The sequence below is a fragment of the Chitinivibrionales bacterium genome, from assembly GCA_014728215.1.
Classification (GTDB): domain Bacteria; phylum Fibrobacterota; class Chitinivibrionia; order Chitinivibrionales; family WJKA01; genus WJKA01.
On sequence record WJLZ01000044.1, the window covers coordinates 24,380 to 38,305 of the forward strand.

Below are 13,926 nucleotides of genomic sequence, written 5' to 3' on the forward strand. Positions count from 1 at the left end.
TCATTACTCCACCACTCCGGAGCGTAGCGGGGTTACTCCGCTATTCCAACACTCCATGTTCCGTTTTTCTTTTTTCTTTTTTTCCCCATAAATTATTTATCTAGCATATACCTCCCTGGTTCACTTTTGATGGATTGGAGGCTTCTATGCCTGTCCCCACTTTCAATCGAAGGGCTTTTCTTGATACAACAATCCAGAGTATTATCGGTCTGGGGCTTATCCCGTCCTATGCTGCCCCTTTCAGACGAAAGGGGGATATGCAAACATGCGGATATGTGTACGATCCCCTTTTTCTGGATCATTCACTGGGGGTATCACATCCCGAATCACCCGACCGCCTTCGATGGATCAATCGCCGCCTCGAACAATCGGGGATCCTGGCGGAGCTGACTCAATTAAGTGAAACAGTTGAGCCCGAATCATCCATTCTCGACATTCATACCCGGGAGCACCACGACTCGGTGAACGCCTGCGATCCGACCGGTGCGGTAGCGCAATATGCGGTGGCATCGATCCTGGGCGCCGTAAAAGCCGTGTCCGAGGGTACTGTTACAAATGCTTTCTGTGCAATTCGTCCTCCGGGCCATCATGCCTACAATAACGGTGCCGGCGCCGATGGCGGCTCCTGTTCGGGAGAAGGATTCTGTTTTTACAGCAATGCAGCAATTGCCGCCCGCTATGCGCAGAATGTCATGAACCACGAAAAAGTCCTTATTGTCGACTGGGATTACCATCACGGTAACGGCACCGAAGAAGCTTTCTATGCCGATCCTTCAGTACTGTTTTTTTCAACCCACAATCAGCTTGATTATCCCGGGACCGGGGATCCTCGGAAAACCGGTACAGAAGAGGGTGAAGGGTTCACTATCAATGTTCACATGAGCGAACGATCGGGCAATGATGAGTTTCTCGGGGTGTGGCATGACACACTCTTACCCGCTGCCGAATCCTTTCAGCCCGATTTTATTATTATCTCCGCGGGCTTTGACAGCAAACGAGACGACCGACTCGGCTATTTCGATATAACTCCCCACGGCTTTTCATCACTGACAAAACCGCTTATGGACCTGGCCGATTCCTGCTGCAACGGAAAGATCGTTTCGATTCTTGAAGGCGGGTATTCCGATGGGTACAGCACCCTCTTTCATGGTCTGGCCTGCGCCGTTGATGCCCATATCACAACATTGGCAACCGGTGAAATCCAGCCGGAAACCGATTGCTCCGTGAAAGCCGCCAAACAAAAAACAAGGTCTGGGGGCCATCCCGGACTTTCAATAAGAAATAACAGTATCTATGTTCCCGAAAATATCGGTGAGATCGATACTGTCCGGATTGTTAATTCATCGGGACAAACCATCCTTCGGCTCGACGGCGATACCGTAAAGAAACAGCGTATCCGGCTTCCCTCACGGCTCTCCGCTCAGGGGGCATATCTTGTTCACATCAGTTTTTGCTCAAGTTCCAAAACATGTGTTATACCTTATCGCGAGGTGCGATAAAAGTTGATGATAGGGAAACTGACACTGAGGGCGAAATAAGAGAGACGAAAGATTATTCGCAGCACTTCGACCAATCTCAATGTACCAGCTCAGTGCACCGCCTTCGACTTTCGACCTTCAACGTTCACCCCTTCTTTTCCCTCACTCTTCACCCCCGATCAACGCATCGATATTCTCTTTGATATCACGCTTTGTTAAGCTCGGTTTGAGCGCCACGCGGGCGGAATCGGGGACTCTGAGCGCATCCTGGTATGCACGCACTGCTTTGTTTATCTTTTTGTTTCCGGCATAGGCTTGAGCGAGGCTGATAAGCAGTGCCGGTTCCTTTTGCGTGGCCGAATGGTTTTCAAGGAGCTTGATACATGATTTGTGCTCATCGCTTTCCAGGAGCACCGTTGCGTAGGTGTCGAGGATATGGAGGTTATCCGGCGCAAGATTCCGGGCCTGTTCAGCTGCCGAAATAGCGGTTTTTTTATCGAAATCGGGTGAGTGGGCCAGGGACCAGGCAAAATTGTTGAGAAGCGCTGCGTTGGCCGCACTGTCCTTTGCCAGATCCTCCTTATGTGAATCGAGCACAGTGCGGAACATCCGGGCAGCTTTTTCAGTCTTTTGGGCGGTCAGAAGAAAATTGGCATAATTGATTACCAGTCCCGGATTTTTATCTTTGCCCAGGGCTCTTTCGTAGGTTTGCTCCGCTTTGTCGATTTCACCGAGTTTGAGATAGGCCTGGGCCTGGATCGGTGCAACGACTTCCGGGGGAGCTGAACTTTTTTCACACTCCCGCGCGGCTTTTTCGTATTCTTCTTTGATAACCCAGGTCGACAACCGGGCGGCTTCAAACCGGGGTTCGTCGGGATGGTCCGCTGCGAGCTGTGTGAACAGTGCCCGGGCGCTGTCGACCTTACCCGATTTAAGGGCCATCAGGGCCCCGCTGTATATAACCTTGACATCATCACCGTACTTTGACTCCAGAATCCGCTGAGCAGCCCGGCTCTTGTCGAGCAGTTTCTTACGAAATGCAAGATCGCGAAACAGTGTCAGTGAATACTTTGTCATCACATTCTTACGGTGCATGGTGCTGACCACCGCAAGAGCTTCATCGGATTTACCCGCCAGCGACAGGGCTGTGGCATATTCAACCAGGACCCGGGGAGATCGGAGAAAAACCTGGGGGAGTTTCCGGTAGGCATCGAGGGCTACTTCATACTGTTGGGCAACAACATTTTCCCGCGCATATACAAGTTCGACCGCAGGATCCCGGGGCAGTTTTTCCCGCGCCGAGGTAATCAGCGCCAACCGGCCGCTGTTTTCCGCTGCGATCGACAACAAAGCCTGATAGAATAATTTTTCGCCTTCATGATAGGGCGATTTCCCGGGAATATTGGCCGCAAGGTCCTTTATCGCACCGATATTTTCATCGGCCAGGTACAGCAGACCGAGGCTGGTACGTGCCCGGAGATTGATAATGTGGTCGTGTTTATGCGCAGCAGCTTTGCTGATCCCCTTCAGAAGTTCCTCGGCTTCCTTTCTCCGCTCCTGCGCGATAAGAAAACCGGCATGCTCCAGTTGAAGCGGATCGGTGTAGTTGCCCAGGTTTTGGGCTTCCTGAAAGAGGTCTTCAATGGAATCGTACTTATAATCGAATGCATAGAACGAAGCCAGCATAACCGCAGTTGCCGGGTTGAGAAGCTTTTTCTTTCTGCATGAAGCAAGAAAGGCCATCGCACTGTCGGCATTACCCGATTTGTTAAGGACAACAGCGATCCGGTTGCAGAGCGACGAAGTCGGTTTCTTTTGAAATGCCCTGGTCCAGAGGGTCAGCGCAGAATCGTAGGCCTCAAATTGATAATACAATGATGCCTTGAATGCATCACTTTTACTGGTATCATCGAGTTCCTGATAGAGCGACAGAACATAGTCGAGCTTCTGCGATTTCTGCGTGTGAAAGGAGAGACGGGCCAGTGCATGGAGTATCGCCCGGTGTTTGAGTCCCTTCTCCCATGCCGCTTTTGTATGAAGGAATGCTGCATTCTGATTGGAAGTTACCTGCGCGGCAGCCCATTCGTATTCGGGCTTGCGGGGCTCCTTTTTGGTCGCCGCAAGAAAATATTTATATGCCTTCTCCTGATTCCCTTGCGACAGCTCCTCTTTGCCCTGCTCAAAACACTCCTTTGCAGTCATTCCCTGACCCACACCACAGGAGACCGTTAGAAGAAGTATACACCCGACAAGACTTACAGCCATGCGTTTCATACTATCACCTTTCTTTTAAGGAATTAACAGCTCGATTGGTCAAACAAAATAAGGTGCAGCATCAAGGATAGTTGGTTCCCTGATGCACGCCAAAATATCACTTGTCGAAAATACATCGGTACATGAGGTAAATCCATTTTTTCAGGAAGGAGAAAAGTGTTTTTTTGCGCAGCCAATGGATGCTTCAGGCTTTGCGATTAATTCTGAGGATCAGTGGGTAAGAATGAACAGCAATACGACCGAGTTCGCACCGGTGTACTGATACCACACGCATAGAGCGATGGTTGGGAATGCGATAACGCTCTCGAATTTGTGCGCCAAATCCATAAGCCCTTTGTGAAAAACAACTCTGAACGGGAAGGGATAATCGAGCTACGTAAGCTGGCTAAGCAAGGCAAATTCGATAAAATCCTCGTTACGGAGCTATCACGGCTGGGGCGAAACGCCTATCAGGTTGCCACCTTGATTCATGAATTCACAGAGCTGGGGATTTCTATTGTAGTTCAATCTTTGGGCGTAGATACGCTTTCGGATGAAGGCAAGGCAAACCCATTAGTTGACCTACTTATTGCCGTCATAAACCAATTCTCTCAGATGGAACGAGCATTTCTTGTTGATCGCATAAATTCGGGGCTTGAACGAGCACGCAGAAACGGTAAACAGCTCGGGCGACCACAGGGCACTACTCTTGAACAGGGGGATTTGCTGAAAAAATACGGGGGGCTGGTTCGGGATCTGAAAGTGAAAATTTTGGTTCGGAAGGCTGCCCGTATTCACGGGGTTTCTACGGTAACCGTGTAAAAAGTGAAAAAAGCAATGCTCGCTCTGGCTTGATTATTATACCAATGGCTCGATTTCCACGGTCAGTTGCCTTGAGATATACTCACGGTAGGCGAGACGGTAGCTTTTCGACCATTCATCCGCCGCTTTTTCAAGCCGCTTGCAGTCTTTTGGTGGTTCATGGAATGGATCGTCATTTGGGCGCAATTGCCTGATTTCCATGTGAGCATAATTTTGGGGGTTTTGTTCGGGACAAGGATCATGGCAGGTTGAAGTTTTGCCATTGTATCGAGCATGCTCTACCGTGAATGAATAGCATCCGTCCTGCTTCGAATCTTCGCGCCTTTTGCGAACGTCTTCGGGTTTCGCAAATCGACCCCAATCGCAGGAAATACCACCTTTTTTCGGGAAAGTGAAGTGGTTCCCCTCAAGAATGCCCGTGTCCCCGGGCAAATCAGCTTTCTTGAATCCCCGATAAAGTTTTTCGTGTGGCAGGAAATCGCTGGGCTTAAACTGGTAGCGTAAAAGACGGGCGAAGAATGGTTTTTCAGCGAGTTTTCGTTTTATAGATTCTGACAGCATTTTCAAAATTCATGTCGAGAATATCTTCGTTATGGATGATTTCCTTTTTATCGTTATCACATACAACGACACCGATTTCAGCGTCATTATAAGCTTCAATCACAAGCGAACGACTTCCACGGGAATCAATGCATTCATAAACGATGTAGACCCCTTCTTCTTTCGTAGAAAGAATTCTGTCGGGCTGCAGGTCATATTTCTTGTAGATTTCCCAACAAAGGTTGAAGGCGTTTTTCTTTGCCGTTATGTTCGGCCTGCTCACCCCTTCGGCAGCCCAATGTGAAGGAAAAAACAACTTATAGAAAACTTTTTGCTGGAGAGAATCGTAGAACGACAATTCCTTTGTCGAAGAAGGCATTTCGTAATAGGTAATTGCGTTATCACCGTTGGTTTTGGCCTGGCTACCACCAATTGCCGCAGATGGGGATTCGATTACCTGCACATTGTTCGTTTCTTTCAAGGATGGATCAGTACTCCACTGTTGAGTGAAACCTTTGTCAGCCAAACCTTCAAAGAAATTGAATGCCGCTTCCCCAAAAGAGGATTTGGTTCCCATGAACTCTTCTACGGTAATTGTTGATGCCATACTATTTGCTCCCCACTAAATCCTTGCACATATTGCAAGCTCGGTGGAAATTTTCTACCAATGCATCTGATGCTATCTGCATTGCTCTCTCAGGCTGCTGGTAATCGAAATTAATCCGCAAAAGTTTTGCCTGTCCCTTGAACTCATAAGCCACATTCACTGTGTGATCTTCCTGTGAAATGACGTGGCTGATCGAACGGGAAATGAGATTGCCGCCTTCGATATTCTCGTATAACCCTTTGATATCCTCGTCTGTTTCGATCTTCTCAAGCTTGAAAAATTCATCGGCTTCAAGCCTGAATACGAAGTTACAGCCTGCTGCTGCAATCGGGGTGTGGTTCAACAAATCTTGAATTCCTCGGCCCAACTCAGCGATTTTCTTCAAGGTTTCGTCGTCGAGCCTTTTGGGGATAAAAACCAAGCGACCACCATTGGGGTCGAGAATGAACTCATCAGGAAACTCAATTTTGAAGGCAGATACAACCCCTGCAACAACTTGAACGTTGAACTTTTCAGGTATAAGGGTAGGGAATTCCTTTTTCAGCCATTGGGGTTGTATTATTGCAGGATTCCATGCCCCTATAGCTATGAAATTTGACTGTTCTGGTATTGGCTTGCTCATTTTTTAATATTACAATTCTTTCATTTAAAGATTAAGTAGAAAATAAGTCCTGCTCTTCTTGGCTCGAAAGAAATAGCTGGAATTTTAATCACCGGCAGGTCTACCCCAGTTCGGACAACTGGCTCAGTGGATATTTTGAATCCCTGAGGATTTCAGATAATTGGAACACTCCGTTATTCCGATAAACTCTGCGCCCATTTATTCTTTAGAAGATCAGTCAGACTTTCGACCTGTTTCTTTAAAAATGCATTTTCGTTTTTGAGCAGCTCATTCTCTTTTGGGTTACTTCATAATCCGACTGGCTTAAAGTAGACTCTGAAAATCTCGCAATTCGCTGATTGTGTTGAAGATAGCAACAAAAAAGCCCGTTTGCCTTGGGTTAGGAAAACGGGCGAAAATTAATGGTGGAGGTGAGGGGAGTCGAACCCCTGTCCGATGAGCGATCTGCGGAAGCCGCTACATGTTTAGTCTGTCTTTTGATCTCGTTATCTCCTGCGCCGGCAGACAAGCTCAGGAAATAACCAGCACCAATTGATCTCGCCGACACGGTCGGTGCGACCCCATGTCGACCAGCACCCTAAATTGGGCCCGATACACTACGGGTGCGCTCATGTATCAGACCGGCTGCGCTATTTAGGCAGCCATTGCAAAAGAGTAATCTTCGGCAATTATTAGTTTTATCGGATGATTAACGAGGCCAACCGATTATCCTCGACATGCTGCTTACGTTTCACTCTCACCGTCGAAAACCAGTACACCCCCGTAGGGAAAACTCGAAATATGAAAGCGTAACTCATATGGAAAAGAACTTTTAAAACGCCAAACTTGTGTCTTCAAACCGTTTTTCGTAAGAATTACGGATTCCAGCCGGCTATTATTGAGCTACCCGGCTCTGGGAAAAATATATTATGTGAGACGTGAATAGGGGAAAGTTGAAGGTTACAGGCCATTCATTGGCATGCCGAAGTGTCGACCCTCGGGATACAGGGTAGAGTTTTTATCTCAGATCGTTATCACTCTCCCGATAGCACTCGGGACAGGGCTTTGTCTCAAATCGCTCTTAATTTTCCCCCCTTATTCAACCTCAACCTTTCTTCGCCCCCTCAATTGCCTCCTGTTCTGTGGCATAGAGGGCCAGAAATTCTTCGAGTGAAAGGAGTGAGAGGATAGCACTGACAGCATCGTTGGCACCGTAGGCGGTGCACTTTCCGCCTTTTTTGGTTATCTCCTTTAATGCATTGGCAAGAAGATGAGCGCCGTAACTGTCGATGGAATCCAGTTGGGAAAGATCGAAAACGACCGATCCGGCCGTTTGTTTGTTCATCTCCTTTTCAAAGCAGGATAAATCTTTAAAGGTGGACATCTGTCCCGAAAGATTGACCCGGCAGATTCCATTTTCAATTTGAACAATGCATACAAAACCGATATCATCATCATCGAGCTGTTCGGTCCAGACATCACCCTGGGAGATCTCGAATTCGATATCAGTGGCATAGACAGGAAACAACCGGTCGAGGTTTACTTCGGCTAAAAGATCCCGGCATACCTTTGAAACATTGACCAGTGCTACATTTCCATTCGCTTCACCCACCTGCTTTCTGAGACGAATCAGAAGGCCCATTCCCGAGCTGTATATCCTTTTGGTGTTGGTGAAATCGAGAACGATCTGTTTTGAATCCCCGTACAGATGAGATTCTATTTTCTGCTCTATTTCACGGTAATTGTCCATATGGATGGCGGAGGGAAGTGTTATCCACAGGTGCCCCATTTTTGTTTCGACTGCAAATTCATTTGATCCGCTCATACACTGCTCCCTGAGATTTGGATCCGGCTTTCCCGGACTCTGAATGTTTTATCGGTGATTCGGTTGTCGATTCTTTTAGTCATACCGTATAAATCAAGAATACTTCCCCCGTAAATATGGCCGGTTACCCGAATGTAGCCGTCATACCGGGACTGTATATGGGTCTTTTTTCTAATTTCACCGGCTCTTTTGTCGATGTATTTCAGTTTCAGGGTGAGATTATTATATATATCCACCCACTTTTTTATCTCTTTTCGCTGGCGGTCTGTTGTGTGGGCACCGGTCTTTTTGAGGATTGCAGCCTTGGTCCTGACCTGTTTTTTGACCGGCTCGAGTTTTTCTTCGAGGCTTTTTTTAAGTTCGAGAATCTCTTTGAGCTTTTCCTCTGCTTCGATTCTGTTTTTATCATAGAGGCCGATGCGCGTTTCGATCAGTTTTTCAGTGCCTATCTGGTGTACTTCGATATGTTTCGCTGCTCTGAGACTACCGCCTACGACTGATGCCTGATGGTCGAGGGCCCGTAAAATCCCGCAGCTGCAGGTACAATGAAGACAGCTTCGCTCTATCGTTAAGACACCCTCGGTCTCCAAAATGGCTTCCTGAGCAAATACCGTGTGAATACCGGCTTTTCCATAGATATAACACTCTCCTTTACCCAGAATGCCTCTCTGGACCGTTATTGTGCCGTTACGGGAGATAATCCGCGCAGCTTCAATCTGCCCCTTTACAGTAATATTTCCTTCGGCTTCAACAGTAAACCCGGGCATGACATCGCCACCGATAACAATGTCTCCCGCATGCTTGACATTGCCGACACTGTAGTCGACATTTTTTCCGATTGCCAGTTCATCGGTAACATTAATCAGGTTTCCTTCACGCTTGAGTACGCCCGACCGTGATGCCACTAATTGGGTGCCGTCATCGGAAACATGCACATTGGTTCCCGCGGGAAAGGCAATATCATTTCCCGGCTGAGCCGGAATTTTTCCCCCGGTTACTGAAATACCGTCTTCCCCGGGAGTGGGGGGGGATTTTTTTGCAATTACCTGGTTTTTTCCAACCTGGACAAAGGAACGGATATTCCGGTAATCGACACTGCCGTCTTTCTTTTCCTGAGGTTTCAGATCGGTTTTCAGATCGATTTCGAATTCAATTTCACCGTCTTTACCGTCCACCGGCGCTTTGGCAAATGCGACCGGGATGTCGATATCGAATTTCCCCGATTCAATGTATTCAGTCACCTTTTTTGTGTTAATACCGTAGCGTACGCCCTTGCGTTTCAGGCATAGAAGCAGCATTTCAGTCGTTGGTTTAAGACTGTCGGCAAGACAAAGAGAGTTTATTTTCACACTCGCTCTCTGAGGAGTTATGGTTACATCAACATACTTGTCAAAACCTGGATCGTAATATTCGAAAGGCGGTCCGATAAGCTCGGGTTCACCCGATGCACGTTCGATAACCTGTTCTAAAAGAGCCATATCGTAATTCATGACAAGTGCAGAATTCAATGCCCGTTTGATTGTTTCGATCGATGTCCTTGGCTTCTCTTCCGGCGTTACCGTTACAAAAACGCCATCTTCGCGTTCTTCAACTGCAAAAAAATGTGCCAGGGGATTTCCCATGAAACATTCCCATAGGACAAAACATAGTTGGAAAATAGTGGAATTATCCGGCTTTCAGAGCCGATTCCTTTGATATATTCTATTATTGATACCCGGGGATTGCAAGTCAAAAGCGAATAGTGCCGGGAGGCTGGCTGGTCAGTGCGAACCGATCAATTTCTCGATTTCGCCCGCGCATTTTCGGGCACCGGAATCGTCTACAGGGACAGGGCGTTTCCTTTGTGTTACTCGGGCAAGTACGTCATCCCAATCCAGTGCTCTGTATCGGCCGGGAGAGAGGTGGTATCCATGGCCCCATTTCTTTACTGCCCTCTCGAGGACCGGATGCTCGGCGAAATCGTCGCGGGGCAGATATAACAGAGGAACACCATTGAGCATACATTCAGCAACCGTGCTGTACCCGATCTTTGAGATAACCAGATCTGCCGATGCCGGGAAATCCTGGTAGGGGATAAGCCGTTTATCGATACGGTGGTAGTTGGATACCTTCTCCGGGAGGGGGTAGAGTCCGAAGAATTCCCAGTTTTCGAATCGTTCCAGCTTTTTCCAATCCCGGGAATCCATGCCGTATTCGCCGATATAGATAAGCCCCAGCTTTTTATCAGGACTGACCCCGAACCGGGCGGCAAGCCCTGCTTTCCGGTTTGTACCTTTTCGCCCGACAATGGGCATAGGGGTTCTTACCGGAAAGAACTCCATGGGATTGGCCGCTGCGATTTCCAGAAGAAGATCGGCCAGGGAATACTGATAACGGATTTTCTCGATCCAGGGAGCAAAATCAGGGAAAGGGCCGGCAAAGGGGGCATAAATATTGTACCAGGTAAAATTGGTGGCTGCCACTGAAGGGATTCCTGCCCCTGAAGCTACTTCAAAGGCAAAAGGAGGAATATCACCAACAATGCCGTCGACAGTATGTTCTTTACACCACGCTATTTCATACTCCAGTGCCTTTTCATTGGCCCGAGCGATCTCCTTGTAGGTGTCAATCGTTTTCTTCATGTCGATCGTTACAAAATCACGCTGGAAACAGCCGCAATCGAACCGGCCGGGATAATAGTTGAAAGGACGCCGCAGTTCTTCATCAAAAAATGATTTCGGCAGCATGGTGCGAATTGTCAACGCAACATTACTTGAAAAGGCATTGCAGATAGTACTCGCCCGCACACCGTGCCCGTAACCGTGAGCTGTAATGTAGTAAAGAATATGCATGTGCAGTATGTCCTAATATCTCGAAATGATGGTGAGCGTGCTGAGGATTTCTTCATAAACAGGCATAAAATTCGGCATGAGTTCCGGAGTGGTCCAGAAAGCGATGCGTATGTTGTAGGTGTCGAGCGTGAAATAGAATTCGACAAAATGAAAACCGCTTTTAACAAATTCCCATTTTATCATATATTTGTCGTGGGCCAGGAATTCTTTCAGTCCGAGATCTTCCTGAATATTACTGCTCATCAGCTCCCGGATTTTTTCGGCATATTTCCGGCTTGGGAGATTGAGATTTGCCGCAATGCCCCGGGATGCCTGTGTGCCTTCGAAGGTCGAGCCGATAAACAGCAGTTCGACACCGGTTTTCGCAAGCGCTTCAGCGGTCTGCCTGTTAGCCCGATCCATATTGTTCGGATCGGTGATAATGTTCCAGTTTCCCCGGTAGGAGATCGAAAACCGGAGCGGTTTGTTGACATAGATTCGGTCTTCGTTAAAATATGAGTCGGGGTAGAATTCCTGTACCGGCGCTGCGCATGAGATACCGAGGCAGAGGGCAGGAAGAAGATAATGGAGTATTTGTTTCACGATTCGGTGTTGTTTGATTGGAGTTTCTCCTTCCGGTTTTTGTCCCACCATGATTTCCATTTCGTGTGATCGGTTCCAAACTTCTCACCGGTTCTCAACCAGAGGGTGTTTGCAGCTTTTTCCCGTACGGCAGGATCTTCATGCTGAAGATCGGAAATTAGAGATCCGATATCGGTGGTAGTGTTGTCGAATTCCAAATTTGTCAACGACTCCAGGGTGATGGCTGCTTTTTCTCTCACATAGGAACTCTGATCCTTGAGCATGGCCCGAATCGGCGGAATTGCCCGTTTGTCTCCGATCCTTTCCAGAGCTTCACAGGCATTATACCGTACAAAGGAAATGTTGTCTTTGAGAAGATCAATCAGTGCTTCGACCGCCCGGGGATCTCCGATTTTACCCAGAGCATAGGCTGCTTTTTCTCTGACATAGGAGTTCCGCTTTTTAAGCTGCCTGATCAGCGGTTCTACAGCATCCCGTGCTTTCATTTTACCAAGAACTTCAATGACATTTTTTTTAAGCTCGGTGTCCCGCCCTTTCAGGGAAGCGATCAGTGGTCCGGGTTCATTCAGTTTGACCAGGGCGTCCATGACTCGGTCACGTACAAAGAGACTGGTATCGGTGAGTGATTTTATGAGGTATTTGCCGGCCTTTTGGTCTCCGATTTCTCCGAGTGCATAGGCTGCCTGAGCCCGTGTTGTCCAGTTCGGATGACGCAGTGCGTCAATGAGCGGGCCGACTGATTTTCTGCCGGTCGCAATAAGCGCCTTTCGAGCCTCATCGCTCAACGAGGTCGGCTGGTCGGGCCCGGGTGTCAAACTGTCGGTTTCGGGTGAGGGCGTATAGAGTGCCGTGTCGGGGAAGACCGCGATCAGTGCCGGTATTGCCGGAGCGGCATCAGCTTCCAATTGAGCCAGGGAGAGTGCTGCGTGAATCCGGTTTTTATGGAGAGGTGATTTGAGTTTGTCGATATACCGTTGCGGATTCGATAGAGCCGGGCCTCTCTTTTCGGACTCCGCCACATTCCGTTTGCTGTCGGGACTGGAGATTACCGGCGCCGGCTTTCTCGGGGCGGGGGCTAAAGCGACCGGGCCCGGCGTAACCGGCCTTTGAGAAGGCGGGGACGGTTGCCGGGAAACCGGGACCGGAGACCCGGTATTCTCCTTTGGTGGAGCACCTTTCAACGCCTGTTCCGGCTCCGGGCTTTGTTTTACTTTGCCTAATTTATCCTGAGATGTCTCCGGCGGTACCGGAGCTTTTGAAAGTGCGGGAGAAATCTGCTGTTTCCGGGTGGGCCTTTTCTTTTTGTCGCTCCCTTTTTCCACCGCAACGCTCTTTTCAGACTGTTGCAAATCAACAGATGGCTGCGAAACCATGTCCGCTTGTTTCGATTGTGCCGTGACTTTGGGAGTTGGAACCGTTACCTCGTTTGATCTCCGTTCTCCAGGCTTTGCTGTTTGAGCAGCATTCGATGCTCGCTCATTGGTTTCCGGGTCTTGAGCTACAGCTACTGGTTCCTGATCTGCAGCACTGGGGAGTTGTTTCTGTTTTGATAGTTGAGAATCGGGCCGGGGAATGGCCTGTCGGTTTGCCGGTGATCCGGTCTCCGTTGTGCTGTCTTTTCTGTTCCCGGGAGCTGATTGGCGCACCACAGGCTGTTGTGAAGGCGGCATTTCATTTTTTGTTTGCTGATCATTCGGTTTTCTTTTTTGAATTTGCGAGGGAATAACAGGTGGAGTTTGCGGTGCTTTTTTTTCCTTAACAAGCTTTTTGCCGTCGATTGTATCGATCATCTTTTTAAAAATATTTACCCGTGAACCATCAACGTTGAGAATAATCATATTGGCATTCTCCGATATGATTTTCCCATGGAATGAGGCGCCGTTTTTCAAATTTATTGTTACCCGACGGCCATGGGTGAAAGTGATTTTCCTGTACTCGGGTTTGTCCGATTGCGGTGCCCCTGATGATGGTGAGGCGGGGGGAGGGTACTGAATCGGTGAATCATCTATTTTGCTGATGAGCGATTTTGCGATATTGATCTTTGAACCGCCGGTATTGAGAATAATGAAATTAGCCGATTCGGAAACGATTTCTCCGGTAAATGACGCGCCGTTTTTAAGCTCTATATCCGTTCCTCGCGTACTCACCGAAGTTAAAAGGCAGAGAATAACAGATAAGCAAGCGATTCTGATGCCTTTTCTGAATAAGCCGGGGTGTTTTGTCATTCCATTTCTCCCTACGGAACCTGTCCCGATTTCAAGCAGGAGTACTCCAATACTTCCATATTATTAACGGTTTACGGTTTATAGAATATAGTACTTAAATTAAATCATTACGAGCAAAAGGCACTAAGGCATGCAAAAAATTTTTTTCTAAAGTTTTTCGAA

General features: G+C 48.1%; 11 protein-coding genes and 1 other RNA gene. 2 read left to right on the top strand and 10 right to left on the bottom strand.

Annotated elements, in window-relative coordinates; translation table 11 throughout:
- The first annotated feature begins 146 nt into the window (after positions 1–146).
- Positions 147–1,499 (top strand): histone deacetylase, encoded by a 1,353-nt coding sequence (locus tag GF401_02975; protein MBD3344006.1) that lies wholly within the window; start codon positions 147–149, stop codon positions 1,497–1,499.
- Between the two features lie 141 nt (positions 1,500–1,640).
- Here GF401_02975 and GF401_02980 read toward each other — a convergent pair whose 3' ends face one another.
- A complete protein-coding gene (locus GF401_02980) occupies positions 1,641–3,752 on the bottom strand; it encodes a hypothetical protein (GenBank protein ID MBD3344007.1) in 2,112 nt (703 codons plus the stop codon).
- A gap of 312 nt (positions 3,753–4,064) precedes the next feature.
- On the opposite strand from GF401_02980, the gene GF401_02985 reads away from it, so the two are divergent.
- Complete coding sequence (locus tag GF401_02985) at positions 4,065–4,553, top strand: hypothetical protein (GenBank protein ID MBD3344008.1); 489 nt, start codon at positions 4,065–4,067, stop codon at positions 4,551–4,553.
- Positions 4,554–4,589: 36 nt separating this feature from the next.
- On the opposite strand, the gene GF401_02990 is transcribed toward GF401_02985, so the two are convergent.
- The 9 genes from GF401_02990 to GF401_03030 form a co-directional block, all read right to left on the bottom strand.
- On the bottom strand, positions 4,590–5,114 hold the full coding sequence (locus GF401_02990; GenBank protein ID MBD3344009.1) for a hypothetical protein: 525 nt from the start codon (positions 5,112–5,114) through the stop codon (positions 4,590–4,592).
- Positions 5,080–5,700, bottom strand: a complete 621-nt coding sequence (locus GF401_02995) for a hypothetical protein (GenBank protein MBD3344010.1) — start codon at positions 5,698–5,700, stop codon at positions 5,080–5,082. The genes GF401_02990 and GF401_02995 overlap by 35 nt, the downstream gene beginning before the upstream one ends.
- Positions 5,701–5,856: 156 nt before the next feature.
- The gene (locus GF401_03000) at positions 5,857–5,985 is read right to left on the bottom strand and encodes a hypothetical protein (GenBank protein MBD3344011.1); all 129 of its coding nucleotides are present in this window, start codon (positions 5,983–5,985) and stop codon (positions 5,857–5,859) included.
- Between the two features lie 739 nt (positions 5,986–6,724).
- Positions 6,725–7,084, bottom strand: a transfer-messenger RNA (tmRNA) gene (gene ssrA, locus GF401_03005).
- Positions 7,085–7,406: 322 nt separating this feature from the next.
- Complete coding sequence (locus GF401_03010; protein MBD3344012.1) at positions 7,407–8,126, bottom strand: STAS domain-containing protein; 720 nt, start codon at positions 8,124–8,126, stop codon at positions 7,407–7,409.
- A complete protein-coding gene (locus GF401_03015; GenBank protein ID MBD3344013.1) occupies positions 8,123–9,748 on the bottom strand; it encodes a DUF342 domain-containing protein in 1,626 nt (541 codons plus the stop codon). The genes GF401_03010 and GF401_03015 overlap by 4 nt, the downstream gene beginning before the upstream one ends.
- 138 nt (positions 9,749–9,886) lie before the next feature.
- On the bottom strand, positions 9,887–10,957 hold the full coding sequence (locus tag GF401_03020; protein ID MBD3344014.1) for a hypothetical protein: 1,071 nt from the start codon (positions 10,955–10,957) through the stop codon (positions 9,887–9,889).
- Positions 10,958–10,969: 12 nt separating this feature from the next.
- Positions 10,970–11,539 carry a hypothetical protein gene (locus GF401_03025; protein MBD3344015.1) on the bottom strand — a complete coding sequence of 190 codons (570 nt, stop codon included), beginning with the start codon at positions 11,537–11,539 and terminating at the stop codon, positions 10,970–10,972.
- Positions 11,536–13,764 (bottom strand): hypothetical protein, encoded by a 2,229-nt coding sequence (locus tag GF401_03030; protein ID MBD3344016.1) that lies wholly within the window; start codon positions 13,762–13,764, stop codon positions 11,536–11,538. Before GF401_03030 ends, GF401_03025 begins: the two co-directional genes overlap by 4 nt.
- Positions 13,765–13,926: the final 162 nt, after the last annotated feature.

Bases quoted from the DNA above. Each gene is read 5' to 3' on its own strand.
- GF401_02975 (MBD3344006.1), top strand. From the start codon at position 147: ATGCCTGTCCCCACTTTCAATCGAAGGGCTTTTCTTGATACAACAATC.
- GF401_02995 (MBD3344010.1), bottom strand. From the start codon at position 5,700: ATGGCATCAACAATTACCGTAGAAGAGTTCATGGGAACCAAATCCTCT.
- GF401_03010 (MBD3344012.1), bottom strand. From the start codon at position 8,126: ATGAGCGGATCAAATGAATTTGCAGTCGAAACAAAAATGGGGCACCTG.
- GF401_03030 (MBD3344016.1), bottom strand. From the start codon at position 13,764: ATGACAAAACACCCCGGCTTATTCAGAAAAGGCATCAGAATCGCTTGC.
- GF401_03020 (MBD3344014.1), bottom strand. From the start codon at position 10,957: ATGCATATTCTTTACTACATTACAGCTCACGGTTACGGGCACGGTGTG.
- GF401_03000 (MBD3344011.1), bottom strand. From the start codon at position 5,985: ATGAATTTTTCAAGCTTGAGAAGATCGAAACAGACGAGGATATCAAAG.
- GF401_02990 (MBD3344009.1), bottom strand. From the start codon at position 5,114: ATGCTGTCAGAATCTATAAAACGAAAACTCGCTGAAAAACCATTCTTC.
- GF401_02980 (MBD3344007.1), bottom strand. From the start codon at position 3,752: ATGAAACGCATGGCTGTAAGTCTTGTCGGGTGTATACTTCTTCTAACG.
- GF401_03015 (MBD3344013.1), bottom strand. From the start codon at position 9,748: ATGGGAAATCCCCTGGCACATTTTTTTGCAGTTGAAGAACGCGAAGAT.